Below are 15622 nucleotides of genomic sequence, written 5' to 3' on the forward strand. Positions count from 1 at the left end.
GCCCCGGCCGGGGTCCCGGCCACAGCCCCGGCCACCGTCCTGGCCCCGGCCGTCGCTCCGGCCACTGCCGTCGCCGCGGCCACTGCCTCGGCGGCCGTCTCGGCCACGGCCTCAGCCGCAGCCCCGGCCACCGTCCTGGCTCCGGCCAAGGTCCCGGATCCCGCCGTCGCCTCGGCCACCGTCTCAGTCGCAGCTCCGGCCGTCGCTCCGGCAACCGTCCCGGCCCCCGCCGTCGTCCCGGCCACTGCCGTCGCCCCGGCCGCCGCCTCGGCCTCAGCCGCAGCCGCGGCCGAGGTCCCGGCCACCGCCTGGGCCCCGACGGCCTGTTCGAGGATCACGTGGGCGTTCGTGCCGCTGATGCCGAAAGCGGAGACCCCTGCGCGGCGGGGCCGGTCGCCGGCCGTCGTCCAGTCGGTGTTCTCGGTGAGCAGGCGGACCGTGCCCGCCGACCAGTCGACCTGCGGGGTCGGCTCGTCCACGTGCAGGGTGCGCGGCAGCACGCCGTGCTGGAGCGCCAGGGCCATCTTGATCACACCCGCCACACCCGCCGCGGCCTGCGTGTGGCCGATGTTCGACTTCACCGAGCCGAGCCACAGCGGCCGGTCCGCGGAGCGGTCCTGGCCGTACGTGGCGATGAGTGCCTGGGCCTCGATCGGGTCGCCGAGCGTCGTGCCGGTGCCGTGCGCCTCGACGGCGTCGACGTCGGCCGTGGTCAGCCGGGCGTTGGCCAGCGCCTGTTCGATGACGCGCCGCTGGGAGGGGCCGTTGGGGGCGGTGAGGCCGTTCGAGGCGCCGTCCTGGTTGACGGCCGTGCCGCGGATGACGGCGAGGACGGGGTGGCCGTGCCTGCGGGCCTCGGAGAGCCGCTCCAGCAGCAGCATCCCGGCGCCCTCGCCCCAGCCGGTGCCGTCGGCGGCCGCCGCGAACGCCTTGCAGCGGCCGTCGCGGGCCAGGCCGCCCTGGCGGGAGAACTCGGTGAAGAGGGTGGGGGTGGACATCACTGTCGCCCCGCCGGCGAGCGCGAGCTCGCACTCGCCGCGGCGCAGCGCCTGGACGGCCAGGTGGAGGGCGACGAGGGAGGCGGAGCAGGCGGTGTCGACGGTGACGGCGGGCCCTTCGAGCCCGTACACGTACGAGAGCCGGCCGGACAGGACGCTGGCGGCGTTGCCGGTCATGATGTGGCCGGCGAGGTCGTCGGCGGAGTGGACGGCGACCGGGGTGTAGTCCTGGCCGTTGGTACCGATGAACACGCCGGTACGGCTGCCGCGCAGGGAGTCGGGCGCGATGGCGGCCCGTTCGAATGCCTCCCATGACGTTTCCAGCAGCAGCCGCTGCTGCGGGTCCATGGCCAGGGCCTCGCGGGGTGAGATGCCGAAGAATCCCGCGTCGAAGTCGCCGGCCCCGGCGAGGAATCCGGCCTCGCGGGCGTGCGAGGAGCCGGACCCGTCCGTCCGGTCGGAGAGCAGTTCGCCGAGGTCCCAGCCGCGGTCGGTGGGGAAGCCCGTCAGGGCGTCGCCCCCGGAGACCAGCAGCCGCCAGAACTCCTCGGGCGTCTGCCCTCCGCCGGGGAAGCGGCAGGTCATCGCCACGAGGGCGATCGGCTCGGTGTCCCGGGCCTCGGTCTCCTGGAGGCGGTCGCGCGTCTGCTCCAGTTCGGCCGAGACGCGCTTGAGGAAATGGCGGAGTCTGTCTTCGTTGGACACCTGAACGTTCTCTCTGGCAGGGGGGCGGGCAGGGCCGGCGGGGGCGGGCGGGAGGTTCACGAGATGCCGAACTTCTCGCCGAGCAGGTCGAACAGCTCGTCGTCGGTCGCCGTGTCGTACTCCTCGGCGGCCGTACGGTCGGAGCGGTCGGAGCGGTCGGCGGTGGCGCCGTCCTGCCACTCGGCCACGAGCGCCTGGAGCCGCAGCATGATCCTGGTGTGGTCGGAGGTGCCGGCCGGGGTTCCGGCCAGGGCGCTCTCGAAGCGGGCGAACTCCGCCGTGACGGCGGGGCCGCCGCTGCCGTCGTCCCCGCACAGCTCGGTGTGGAGGTGGGCGGCGAGGGCGGCGGGAGTGGGGTGGTCGAAGACGACCGTGGCAGACAGGGGCAGGCCGGTGGCCGTCCCGAGCCGGTTGCGCAGTTCGACCGCGGTCAGGGAGTCGAAGCCGGTCTCGCGGAAGGCGCGGGTGTCGACGACCTCCTGTGGCGAGCCGTGGCCCAGGACGGCGGCGACGTGGGTCCGGACGAGGTCGAGGACGGCCCGGTCACGGGCCTCGGCGGGCAGCGCGAGCAGGGTGTCGCGCAGCGAGGTGCCGGCGGGTGCCGGGTCGTCCGGGCGGGCGGCCAGGACGTCGCGTACGTCGGGCAGGTCGGCCAGCAGCGGGCTGGGCCGGGCGGAGAGGAAGGACGGGGCAAAACGCGGCCAGTCGACGGCGGCGACGACGACCGAGGTCTCGTCCCGGTCCAGGGCCCGGCCGAGCGCGGCGACGGCGAGGTCGGGGTCCATGGGGGTCAGTCCGCCGCGCCGCATGCGGGCGGCGACGACGTCGGACTCGGCGGCGAGGCCGGTCTCTCCCCAGGCTCCCCAGGCGATGGAGGTGGCGGGCAGACCGTCGGCCCGGCGGCGCTCCGCGAGCGCGTCCAGATAGGCGTTCGCCGCCGCGTAGTTGCCCTGACCGGCACCACCCACCACACCCGCGAACGACGAGAACAACACGAACGCCGACAACTCAAGACCCAACTCACGCGACACCTCGTCCAAATACCGAGCACCCTCAGCCTTCGGACCCGACACCGCAGCCAGCCGCTCCCCCGTCATGCCATCGAGCACACCGTCGTCCAACACACCCGCCGCATGAAACACAGCCCCCACCGGATACGCGGACAACAACCCCTCCACCGCACCCCGATCCGCCACATCACACGCCACCACCCGCACATCCACACCCACAGCACCCAACTCGGCCACCAACTCCACCGCCCCAGGCGCCTCCAACCCCCGACGACTGCTCAACACCAACCGCGACACCCCACAACCCACCAACCACCGCGCAACACGAGCACCCAACGCACCCGTACCACCCGTCACCAACACCGCCGAACCAGAACCCACAAAGGCCGGCGCGGCATCGGTGGTCGAGGCGGCGGCCGATGCGAGCGGAAGACGCTTCAGACGGCGCCCGAACACACCCCCCTCACGAATCGCGACCTGGTCCTCGACACCCCCCAACACACCCAGGAACCGCTCGTCCACCGGACCCGGCACATCCACCAGACCACCCCAACGCTGCGCACACTCCAACGCAGCCACCCGGCCCAGACCCCACACACGAGCCACATCCGGATCCGGCACACCCCCACCCGGCCCGCTGCCGACCGACACCGCGCCCCGCGTCACACACCACAACGGCGCCGACACACCCGCATCACCCAACGCCTGCACCAGAGACAAAACCCCCGACACCCCCAACACAGACACCACACCATCGACCGGACCGACACCCCCCAACACCTCACTCAGCTCGGCCCGCGAACCACCACACACCTCCACCACATCAACCCCACCACCAGCCAACACACCCACAACCTCAGCACCCAACCCGGAGATCGCACCTGTCCCAGCCGACACCACAACCCAGCGACCCGACACCCCACCCGACCCACCGGTAACCCCAGACGCACCGGAGTCGACCCCGACCCAGGACGCCTCGTAGAGCAGGTCGTCGAGGGCGCGGGCACCGTCGCGGGTACCGAGCCAGGCCGGCCGCTCGGGCGCCTCGGCGACGCGCGGCCAGAACCGCTCGTGCTGGAAGGCGTACGTGGGCAGGTCGACGGGAGCCGACGAACCGGTCCCCGGATAGAGGGCGTCCAGGTCCACGGCGAGGCCGCGGGCGTGGACGCGAGCCAGGGCGCCGAGGAGAGAGAGCGCCTCGGCGCGGTCCCGGCGCAGGAGGGGCAGGAAGGCAGTGCCCTCCGCGTCGGCAACACAGTGCTGGGCCATGGCGGTCAGGACCGCGTCTGGCCCCAACTCCACGAAGGTCCGCACCCCTTCGGCCTCCAGAGCCGCGATCCCGTCCGCGAACCGCACCGCGTCACGCACATGCCGCACCCAGTACCCGGCCGAGCACAGCTCTTGCGCCGAAGCGATCCGCCCCGTCACGTTCGACACCACCGGGACCGCCGGAGCGTGGTACGTCAACTCCTCGGCGACCCGCCGGAACGCCTCCAACATCGGCTCCATCAAAGGCGAATGGAAGGCGTGCGAGACCGTCAGCCGCTTGGTCTTACGGCCCTCGTCCACCAGCTTCCCGGCCACCACCAGCACCGCGTCCTCGACACCCGAAACCACCACCGCCCGCGGCCCGTTGACCGCCGCGATGTCCGTCCCGTCGATCAACAGCGCCCGGACCTCGTCCTCCGCGGCCTGCACCGACACCATCGCCCCGCCCTCGGGCAGCCCACCCATCAGACGGCCACGCGCCTCCACCAGACGACACGCATCAGCCAGCGACAGCACACCCGCCACATGCGCCGCAGCGATCTCACCGATCGAATGACCCGCCACGAAGTCCGGCCGCACACCGAAGTGTTCGGCCAGCCGGAACAACGCCACCTCGACCGCGAACAACGCCGGCTGCGTCACCTCCGTACGGTGAACCTCCTCCCCACCCCCGAAGACGACCTCCTTCAGCGGCAGCTCGAACTGCCCGCACACCTCGTCGAAGGCGGCCGCGAACACCGGCTGGGACGCGTACAACTCCCGCCCCATCCCCGGCCGCTGCGCCCCCTGACCCGAGAACAGGAACGCCGTCCGGCCGGGCGCCGGCGCCTGCGGTGTCACGGACTCCAGTGCGGCCGCCGCACCGGCGTGGTCCGCCGCGACCACCGCGGCCCGCCAGGCGAAGGCCTTGCGGCCGACCGCCAGGGTGCGGCCCACGTCGGCGAGGTCGTCCGCGGCCGGGTGGGAGACGAGGCGTTCGCGCAGGTGTGCCGCCTGGGCGTGCACCGCGTCCGCGTCCCGTCCCGACAGCACCCACACCGGAAGAGCGGGGGCGGGGGTGACGCCGTCACGGACCGGCCCGGCCTCCGCCGGTCCGGCCTCCGCCGGTCCGGCCTGCGGGGCCTCTTCGAGGATCACGTGTGCGTTCGTACCGCTGATGCCGAACGACGAGACCGCCGCACGCCTCGGCTGCGCCGTCCGCGGCCACGCCACCTCGTCCGTCAGCAGCCGGACCTCACCCGCCGACCAGTCCACGTGCGGCGACGGCTCGTCCACATGCAGGGTCCGCGGCAGCACCTCGTGCCGCATCGCCATCACCATCTTGATCACACCGGCCACTCCCGCGGCGGCCTGCGTGTGACCGATGTTCGACTTGACCGACCCCAGCCACAGCGGCCGGTCCGCCGGCCGGTCCTGGCCGTACGCCGTGAGCAGCGCCTGGGCCTCGATCGGGTCGCCCAGCGGGGTTCCCGTGCCGTGCGCCTCGACCACGTCGACGTCCCCGGCCGTCAGCCCGGCGTTCGCCAGGGCCTGGCGGATCACCCGCTGCTGCGAAGGGCCGTTGGGCGCGGACAGGCCGTTGGAGGCGCCGTCCTGGTTGACGGCGGAGCCCTTGAGCACGGCGAGCACCCGGTGGCCGCGGCGGCGCGCGTCCGACAGCCGCTCGACGAGCAGCATGCCGACGCCTTCCGACCAGCCCGTGCCGTCGGCGGCCGCGGCGAACGCCCGGCACCGGCCGTCCGGTGACAGCCCGCGCTGCCGGCTGAAGTCCACGAAGGCGTCGGGCGTCGACATCAGCGTCACGCCGCCGGTCAGCGCCAGGTCGCACTCGCCGCGCCGCAGCGCCTCCGCCGCCAGGTGCAGGGCCACCAGCGACGAGGAGCACGCCGTGTCGACGGTGAGCGCCGGACCCTCGAAGCCGAAGCTGTACGCGATGCGGCCGGAGGCGACGCTGCTGGCGCCACCGGTGCCGAGGTAGCCCTCCAGGTTCTCGGCGGAGCGGGCGACCAGCGCCGTGTAGTCCTGGCCGTTCGAGCCGACGAACACGCCCGTACGGCTGCCGCGCAGCGCGTCCGGGTCGATGCCCGCCTCCTCGAACAGCTTCCAGGAGGTCTCCAGCAGCAGCCGCTGCTGCGGGTCCATGGCGAGGGCCTCGCGCGGCGAGATCCCGAAGAAGTCGGCGTCGAACTCGGCCGCGCCCCGCAGGAACCCGCCCTGGGTCGCGTACGTCGTCCCGGGCGTGGCCGGGTCGGCGTCGTAGAGCCCGGCCAGGTCCCAGCCGCGGTCCTCGGGGAAGGGCCCGACGGCGTCCCCGCCGGCGGCGACCAGGTCCCACAGGTCGTCGGCGGAGCCGACCCCACCGGGGAAGCGGCAGGCCACGCCGACCACCACGACCGGGTCCGAGGCGTCCGCGACGGGTCCGGTCACGGCCGCGGAGGCGTCCGTACCGACCAGCTCGCCGCGCAGGTACTCGGCGAGCGCGACGGGGTTGGGGTAGTCGAAGGCCAGGGAGGCCGGCAGGCGCAGGCCGGTCGCCGCGCCGAGGCGGACGCCCAGTTCGACGGAGGCCAGGGAGTCGAAGCCCAGCCGGCGGAACGACCGGTGCGGGTCGACGGCGTCGGGTGAGCGGTGCATCAGCAGTTCGGCGGCATGGCCGCGGACGAGCGCGACGAGGTCCGCCTGCTGCTCCTCCGGGGTGCGGCCGGCGAGCGTCGCGGCGAAGCCGGACGGCCGGGGCGGCGCGGCCGGGCCGGTGAGGGTGCGCAGCAGGGGCCGTTCGGCGGCCGGCCCGGCGGCCCGCACGTACCGGTCCCAGTCGATGTCCGCGGCGAGCAGTGCGGTCTCGCCGTGGCCCACGGCCCCGTCCAGGACCTGGAGGGCCACGTCGGCCCGCATGGGCCGGAAGCCGGTACGCCGCATGCGCTCGCGGACGACGGGGTCGGCGGCGGCCATGCCCTCGCCCTCCCAGGCACCCCAGGCGACGGCGGTGGCGGGCAGGCCCTGCTGGCGCCGCAGCTCGGCCAGTGCGTCGAGGGCGGCGTTTGCCATGGCGTAGTTGGCCTGCCCCGCGGCGCCGACGACGCCGGCGAGCGAGGAGTACAGGACGAAGGCCTCCAGCGGGAGGTCACGGGTCAGCCGGTGCAGGGTCAGCGCGGCGTCCGCCTTGGCGGCCAGGACGGTGCTGAGCTGCTGCGGGGTGAGGGCGCCGAGCACCCCGTCGTCGAGCACGCCGGCGGTGTGCACGACGGCGGTCAGCGGCTGGTCGGCGGGGACCGCGGCGAGCAGGCCGGCGAGTGCGTCCTCGTCGGCGACGTCGCAGGCGGCGAGGGTGACCTCGGTGCCGAGTGAGGTCAGTTCGGCGGCGAGCTCGGCGGCGCCGGGGGCGTCCGCGCCGCGTCGGCTGACCAGGAGCAGCCGGTCGGCACCGGCCTCGGCGAGGTGCCGGGCGGCGTGGCTGCCGAGGGCGCCGGTGCCGCCGGTGACGAGCACGGTGCCGTGCGGGGTCCAGCTCCGGGCGGGAGCCGGCCACGTGGCGCGGGCCAGCCGCCGGACGTGGGCGCCGGTGGCGCGCAGGGCGACCTCGTCCTCGCCGGTCGCGCCGGAGAGCAGGGCGCACAGGTGCCGTACCGTCCGGTCGTCCGTACGGGCGGGCAGGTCGACGAGGCCTCCCCAGCCGGCCGGCACCTCCAGCGCGGCGACCCGGCCCAGGCCCCACAGCTGGGCCTGGAGCGGGCTGACGGGCACGTCGTCGTGCTCGTCGACGCGGACGGCACCGCGGGTGGCCACCCACAGCGGGGCCGTGGTGCCGGTGTCGCCGAGCGCCTGGACCAGGGCGAGGGTGGTGGCGGGGGCGTGCACCCCGTCGAGCAGGGACAGGACACCGACGGGTGCGGTGCGGCTCCCGTCGCCGACCGCATCATCGCCATCGGCGTCGGCGTCCGCATCGGTGTCGGCGTCGGTGAGGGCGGTCAGGCGGGCGGCCAGAGCGGTGCGCTCACGGTCGGCGTCGGTCAGCTCCAGGCGGACGAGCCGGGCGCCGTGCGCGGCGAGGCCGGTGAGGAGTTCCTCGTCGGCGCTCCCGGCATCGGTCACGACCAGCCAGGTGCCGAGCGGCCCGGCGGGCTCGGCGTCGGCCAGGGGCTCCCAGACGGCCTGGTAGAGCAGGTCGGCCGCCTCGGCCCGGTGGCCGGCACCGCCTGCCATGGGCGCGGCGGGCCAGTAGCGCTCGTGCTGGAAGGCGTACGTGGGCAGCTCGACCCGGTGGCCGGACAGGACGGTGTCCCAGGCCACGGGCAGTCCGCGGGTCCAGGCCACGGCGAAGGCGGTCGACGCCGACGGCGCCTCGGGGCGGCCGCGGCGGAGGACGGGGACGAAGGCGCAGGCGTCGACGACGTCCTCGGTCACACACTGCCGGGCCATGGCCGTCAGGACCGCGTCGGGGCCCAACTCCATGAAGTTCCGCACCCCTTCGGCCTCCAGGGCCGCGATGCCGTCCGCGAACCGCACCGCGTCGCGCACGTGCCGCACCCAGTACTCGGGCGAGCACAGCTCCTCGGCCGAGGCGATCCGGCCCGAGACGTTCGACACGACGGGAACGACCGGGGCCTGGTAGGCGAGCTGCTCGGCGACCTGTCGGAACGCGTCGAGCATCGGCTCCGTCAGCGGGGAGTGGAAGGCGTGCGAGACGGTCAGCCGCTTGGTCTTACGACCGCGAGCAGCGAGGGTCTGCGCCACCGCCAGAACGGCGTCCTCGACACCCGAAACCACCACCGACTGCGGGCCGTTGACCGCGGCGATGTCCGTGCCCTCGGACAGCAGCTCGCGGACCTCGTCCTCGGAAGCCTGCACCGACACCATGGCGCCACCCTGGGGCAGCTCGCCCATCAGACGGCCACGCGCCTCCACCAGACGACACGCATCAGCCAGCGACAGCACACCCGCCACATGCGCGGCAGCGATCTCACCGATCGAATGACCCGCCACGAAGTCCGGCCGCAGACCGAAGTGTTCGGCCAGCCGGAACAACGCCACCTCGACCGCGAACAACGCCGGCTGCGTCACCTCCGTCCGGTGAACCTCCTCCCCACCCCCGAAGACGACCTCCTTCAGCGGCAGCTCGAACTGCCCGCACACCTCGTCGAAGGCGGCCGCGAACACCGGCTGGGACGCGTACAACTCCCGCCCCATCCCCGGCCGCTGCGCCCCCTGACCCGAGAACAGGAACGCCAGCCGACCGCCCGAGACGGACCCCTCGACCACGCCCGCACACGCCCGCCCCTCGGCCAGCGCACCCAGACCGGCCAGCAGACCCTCACGGTCCTCGGCCACCACCACCGCACGACGGCCCAGCGCCGCCCTCGTCGTCGCCAGCGAGAACGCCACGTCCCCCACCGACAGACCAGGGTCACGGCCGACCCGCTCCGACAACCGCGCCGCCTGCCCACGCACCGCGTCCGCGTCCCGTCCCGACAGCACCCACACCGGAAGAGCGGGGGCGGGGGTGACGCCGTCACGGACCGGCCCGGCCTCCGCCGGTCCGGCCTGCGGGGCCTCTTCGAGGATCACGTGTGCGTTCGTACCGCTGATGCCGAACGACGACACCGCCGCACGCCTCGGCTGCGCCGTCCGCGGCCACGCCACCTCGTCCGTCAGCAGCCGGACCTCACCCGCCGACCAGTCCACGTGCGGCGACGGCTCGTCCACGTGCAGGGTCCGCGGCAGCACCTCGTGCCGCATCGCCATCACCATCTTGATCACACCGCCTATGCCGGAAGCGGCTTGGGTGTGACCGAGGTTGGACTTCAGGGAGCCGAGCCACAGGGGACGGTCCGCCGGGCGGTTCCGGCCGTACGTCGCGAGCAGCGCCTGGGCCTCGATGGGGTCGCCGAGGGTGGTACCGGTGCCGTGCGCCTCCACGGCGTCCACGTCACCGGCCGCCAGCCCGGCATGGGCGAGGGCCTGGCGGATCACGCGCTGCTGGGAGGGGCCGTTGGGCGCGGAGAGGCCGTTGGAGGCGCCGTCCTGGTTGACGGCGGAGCCCTTGAGCACGGCGAGTATGCGGTGGCCGTGACGGCGCGCGTCCGACAGCCGCTCCAGCAGGACCAGGCCGACGCCCTCGGACCAGGACGTGCCGTCGGCGGCGGCCGCGAACGGCTTGCACCGCCCGTCCGGCGCCAGTCCCCGCTGCCGGCTGAAGTCGACGAACGAGGTCGGCGTGGACATCACCGCCACACCGCCGGCCAGGGCCATGGCGCACTCACCGCGCCGCAGGGACTCCGCGGCCAGATGGAGGGCGACCAGGGAGGACGAGCAGGCGGTGTCGACGGTGAGCGCCGGGCCCTCGAAACCGTAGAAGTAGGACAGCCGCCCGGAGAGCACGCTGCCGGCCAGACCGGTGCTGAGGTAGCCCTCCAGGCCGCTCTCGCCGGCGAGTCGGGGCGCGTAGTCGTGGTACATCTGCCCGGCGAAGACGCCGGTACGGGTGCCGCGCAGTGTGTGCGGGTCGATACCGGCCTGCTCGAACAGCTCCCACGAGGTCTCCAGCAGCAGCCGCTGCTGGGGGTCCATGGCGAGCGCCTCGCGCGGGGAGATGCCGAAGAAGGCAGGGTCGAAGTCGGCGGCCCCGGCGAGGAATCCGCCGGCGGCGGCGTACGTGGTGCCGGGCGTGTCGGGGTCGGCGTCGAAGAGCCCGGTCAGGTCCCAGCCGCGGTCGGCGGGGAAGTCGCCGATGGCGTCGGTGCCGTCGGCGAGCAGCGTCCACAGGTCCTCGGCGGAGCCGACACCGCCGGGGTAGCGGCAGGCCACGCCGACCAGGACGACCGGGTCGGAGTCGTCGGCCGCGGGCGTCGCGGCCGCGATCTCGTAGGCCTCGCCCAGGAGTTCGGCGTACAGGAAGCGGGCGAGCAGCTCGGGGCTGGGGTGGTCGAAGGCCAGCGAGGCGGGCAGCCGCAGACCGGTGGCGCGACCGAGCCGGAGGCCGAGTTCCACCGAGGCCAGGGAGTCGAAGCCCAACTGCCGGACGGCGGCCTGGGGGTCGGCGGATGCGACCGCCCCTGCGGCTGCGGCGGCCCCCGCGGATGCGACCGTCCCGGCAGATGCGGCGGCCCCTGCCGATGCGTCCGTCCCTGCGGCCCGGACGGCGCCGCGGACCTCGGCGACGGCATCCGTGACCAGGCGCAGCAGGCGGGCCCTGCGGGCGGGCTCGGCCAGGGCGCGCAGCTCCTGGGTCAGTCGCCGGGTCAGCTCGGGGTCCTCGGTGGCGGTGTCGGCGGCGGAGGCCGCGCCGGCACCCCGCACGGTGACCTCGTCGCCGAAGTCCCGTACTCGGACCGCGGTTTCGCCTTCGAGCAGGGCCGTGTCGAGACCCTCCGCGAGGGCCCGGGGGCTGATGGCCGGGTCGGCGGTCAGCGCGACGGCGGTACGCCCGGCCGCGCGCAGGCGGGCCGCGGCGTGGGCGAAGGCGTCCGCCTCGGCAGCGGTGCGGCCGGTGTCGCTACCGGTTCCGGGGCCACCAGCCCCCGTGTCGCTGGCGGACAGCAGGACCACCGCGTGGGTGTCGCGCCCGGACAGGGCTGCCGCGATCACGTCCGGCGCGTCGGCGGCCGCGGGGTCGCAGTCGACGGGGACGACCTCGGCGCAGCCGTGTGCGGCGGTCAGGTGCCGGACCAGGTGGCCGGTACGGGGATCGCCAGGGTCGGCGACGAGCAGGACACCGGCCCCGGCCAGCACGCTGGTGTCGTCGGCGGGGAGGGAGGCGGGGACAGGCCCGGGTTCGGGAAGGACCCGCTCGGTGCCCGGGTGGTGGGTGGCACCCCCCGCGACGAGCCGCGACACCGACGGCGCGTCACTGCCCGCGCCCGGGCCGCCAGCACCCGTATCCATACCCGTACCCGTATCCGAACCCGCGCCGACCAGCCGGCGTACCGCCTTGCCCGACGCGGTCCGCGGGACATGGGTGGTGCGGTGCACGGCGGCGGGAACCTTGTAGTAGGCGAGCCGGTCCCGGCAGCGGGCCAGGATGTCGGCGGGGATGAGGCTCAGGCCGTCCCGGGGCACGACGTGGAGGACCGGCACCTCGCCGAGCACGGCGTGCGGCCGGGCCACCACCGCGGCATCGGCGACGGCGGGGTCCTGGCGGACGAGGTCCTCGATCTCGGCGGGGTGGATGTTCTCGCCGCCTCGGACGATGAGTTCCTTCAGCCGCCCCGTGATCGTCAGGTAGCCGTCGGCGTCGAGGCGGCCGAGGTCCCCGGTGCGGTACCAGCCGTCGTGGAAGGCGTCCTCGGTCGCCTCGGGCGCGTGGTGGTAGCCGAGCATCAGGCTGGGGCTGTCGACCCGGATCTCGCCTTCGGTGCCGGCGGGCACCTCCCGGTGCGTGGCGGGGTCGACCACGCGCAGCCGCAGGCCCGGTACGGGCAGGCCGCAGGAGCCGGGCCGGCGGGGGCCGTCGAGGGGGTTGCAGGTGATGACGCCGGTGGTCTCAGTGCTGCCGTAGCTGTCGATCAGCGGGACGCCGAAGGCTTCCCGGAAGCGGTCCCCGAGGGCCGGGCCGGTCACCGCTCCCGCCACGAGGAAGGCGCGCAGCCCGCGCAGGGCGCCTTCGTCGGCCTGCGCCGCGTCCAGCAGGTGGTGGCAGAGCGTCGGCACGGCGGCCATGAGCGTGTACGGGGTGGAGCGCAGCCGGGCCAGGACCTCGCCGGGGGTGAAGTCGGCGGTGATCGTGGCCGAGGCTCCGGTGGCGGTCACGCCGAGGACGCAGAGGTTGAAGGCGAAGCTGTGGTGCAGGGGCAGCGGCCACAGCATCCGGTCGTCCTCGGTGATGCCGAGGACGGCCGGGTAGCCGGCCGCGACGGACCACAGACCGGCGCGCTGGGTGGACAGCACGCCCTTGGGCGCGCCGGTGGTCCCGGAGGTGTAGAGCATCCACGCGACCTCGTCGAGGCCGAGGTCGTCCGGTGCGGGGGCGGGCGGTTCGGTCGCGCACAGCCGGGCGAAGTCCAGGACGTCGGGTTCGGTCGAGGTGTGACCGGAGGCCCCGGCGCTGCGGTGGTGGCCGGAGGCCCTGTCCCCGTGATCGTGACCGCAGGCCCCGGCGCCCGGATCCTCGTCCCCGACGACCACGAAACGGACCGCCGTGCCCGGCCCGACCAGGCCGCGGATCCGGGCGAGCCGCTGGGTGTCGGTGACGACCACGGCGGCCTCGGAGTCGGCGAGGACGTGGCGGAGTTCGGCGTCACCGGCGTACGGATCGACGGGGACGGCCACCAGTGCGGCGCGGGTGGCGGCGAGGCAGGCCTCGACCGTCTCGACCCGGTTGGGCAGGTGGACGACCATCCGGGCGCCCCGGGCGGCAGCAAGGGCGGCCAGGTGGCCGGCGAGCCGGCCGGTCCGCGCCTCCAGCTGCCCGTAGTCGACGGTGCGCCGGTCGTCGGAGAACGCCGTACGGGCAGCGCGCGCCGTGGCGTGTTCCCGAAGGAGCTCCGATACCGGCCGGACGAGGCCCGTACGAATGCCGAGCTCCCCCATGTGCATGCCCCCGAATCCGAGACGAATTGATTGAGTCGGCCCAACCGGCCGCAGGACGCGGGGAATTGTTATTCGTTTTACCGAGCTCCCCCGCTCGATCGCCGATAGTATTCAGCACCATCTGGCGAGATCAACTTCGCATTCGGGCGGGTGGACCAGCCACCCCTATCCCCCCTGAAAGAACCCCAGTCATTCAATTCGAGGAGATATTCGTGACCGCTGCGACCCTTCCGATAATGGACGAAGAGTTCCTGAGCAACCCCTATCCGGCCTTCAGCGCCCTGCGGGCCGCCGGGCCGGTGCACCGGATGCTGCTGCCGAGCGGGCTGCGGGTGTGGGCCGTCGTCAGCCACGAGGCGGCGCGGGTGGCGATGACCCATCCCGCGCTGTCGAAGGACATCGACACCTCGGTGCGGCTGGGCTACTTCGACCGCGAGATGAGCGCCGGAGGCACGCCCCGCCTGGAGCACAGCTCGGTGGGCCGGCACATGCTCAACATGGACCCGCCGGGCCACACCCGGCTGCGCAAGCTGGTCAACAAGGCGCTGACCGCGAAGGCCGTGGAGCGGCTGCGGCCGCGGATCGAGGAGATCAGCGCGGAGCTCCTCGACGCCGTCGAGAAGGCGGCGGCCGACTCCGCCGACGGGACGGTCGACCTGGTGGAGCACTACACCGCGGTGTTCCCGGTCCGGGTGCTCGGGGAACTGCTGGGCATCACGGACGAGCACCTGCCGGTGCTGGTGGACCTGACGGCCGCCATCATGTCCGACGACAACGAGAACGCCGGCGCGAACATGGCGCGGTTCGGCGAGCACATCGGCCGGATGATCCACGAGAAGCGGGCCGCGCCGGGCGAGGACCTGATCAGCGCGCTGGTCACGGCCCGCGACGAGGAGGACCGGCTCTCCGACATCGAGCTGGTCTCCACGGTGTTCCTGCTGGTCGTCGCCGGCTACGAGACGACGGTCAACATGATCGGCCACGGGCTGCGGGCGCTCCTGGCCCACCCCGAGCAGCTCGCCGAGCTGCGGGCGGACCCGAGCCTGATCCCCGCCGCCAACGAGGAGTTCCTGCGCTACGAGGGTCCGGGCAACCGGGCGACCCTGCGGTTCGCCACGGAGCCGCTGGACCTGGGCGGGGTGCGCGTCGAGGCGGGCGAGTACGTCTCGGTGCTGCTCGGCTCGGCCAACCGCGACGAGGCGAAGTTCGTCTGCCCGCACCAGCTGGACGTCAAGCGCTCCACCAACGGGCACCTGGGGTTCGGGCACGGCATCCACTACTGCGTGGGCGCGCCGCTGGCCCGGGCGGAGATGGAAATCGCGCTGCGCGGCCTCCTGACGCGTTTCCCGGACCTCTCCCTGGCCGTCCCGGACGCGGAGCTGCGGTGGCGCAAGAGTTTCATGATGCAGGGCCTGGAGCGGCTGCCGGTCCGGCTGTCGGCCGCGGCTGCGGAATAGGACCGTAAGGGCGTACGGAAAAGGGGCCGGCCGCGAGTGGGATGTACCACTCGCGGCCGGCCCCTTTTCTACCGCTTCACGTCACCTGCCGAATTCGGCGCGGATGAAGTCGAAGATCTCGTCGGCGGAGGCCGAGTCGAGACCCGCGGCGTCCGCGGGCGTGCCCGGGGCCGCGCCGGCGGGTGCCGGGTCGAGCAGTGCCAGCAGCCCCTGGAGCCGGGTGCGCACGTCGGCCCGGAGGACCTCCGCCGCCCCGTCCCCGGCGAGGGTCCGCAGGGTGGTCTCCAGGTGGTCCAGCTCCCCGAGGACCGGCGGCGGGACCTCGTCCTCGGTCAGCAGCCCGTCCAGGTGGGCGGCCAGCGCCGCCGGGGTCGGGTGGTCGAAGACGAGGGTGGTGGGCAGCCGCAGGCCGGTGGCCGTACCGAGGCGGTTGCGCAACTGGACGGCGGTGAGCGAGTCCAGTCCCATGTCCAGGAAACCCCGGCCGGCTTCGACCGCCTCTGGCCCGGCGAGACCGAGCGCGGCCGCGGTGTGCGCGCGGACCAGGTCGGACAGGGCCCGGGTGCGCTCGTACGCCGGGAGGCCGGCGAGCTGCCGGGCGAGGGACTCCTGGGGCGCCGCGGCCGCGTCCCGCCCGGCCTCGGCGGCGGCCTGGGGC

General features: G+C 74.2%; 4 protein-coding genes. 1 reads left to right on the forward strand and 3 read right to left on the reverse strand.

Annotated features, from left to right (window positions below):
• On the reverse strand, window positions 1-1703 hold a 1703-nt coding region (locus GPJ59_RS22390; protein WP_219669060.1), incomplete at its 3' end, for a type I polyketide synthase.
• Between the two features lie 56 nt (window positions 1704-1759).
• A complete protein-coding gene (locus tag GPJ59_RS22395) occupies window positions 1760-13513 on the reverse strand; it encodes a type I polyketide synthase (RefSeq protein WP_219669069.1) in 11754 nt (3917 codons plus the stop codon).
• Between the two features lie 230 nt (window positions 13514-13743).
• Here GPJ59_RS22395 and GPJ59_RS22400 point away from each other — a divergent pair, with 230 nt between their 5' ends.
• The gene (locus GPJ59_RS22400; protein ID WP_219669070.1) at window positions 13744-14964 is read left to right on the forward strand and encodes a cytochrome P450 family protein; all 1221 of its coding nucleotides are present in this window, start codon (window positions 13744-13746) and stop codon (window positions 14962-14964) included.
• An 81-nt stretch (window positions 14965-15045) separates the two neighbouring features.
• Here GPJ59_RS22400 and GPJ59_RS22405 read toward each other — a convergent pair.
• The coding region (locus GPJ59_RS22405) for a phosphopantetheine-binding protein (protein ID WP_258024754.1) at window positions 15046-15622 on the reverse strand (577 nt) is incomplete at its 5' end.

Origin of the sequence: Streptomyces bambusae, from assembly GCF_019400985.1 — a bacterium.
GTDB lineage: Bacteria > Actinomycetota > Actinomycetes > Streptomycetales > Streptomycetaceae > Streptomyces > Streptomyces bambusae_A.

Coding starts and splice junctions, on each gene's coding strand:
- GPJ59_RS22395 (WP_219669069.1), bottom strand. CDS start 13,513: ATGCACATGGGGGAGCTCGGCATTCGTACGGGCCTCGTCCGGCCGGTA.
- GPJ59_RS22400 (WP_219669070.1), top strand. CDS start 13,744: ATGGACGAAGAGTTCCTGAGCAACCCCTATCCGGCCTTCAGCGCCCTG.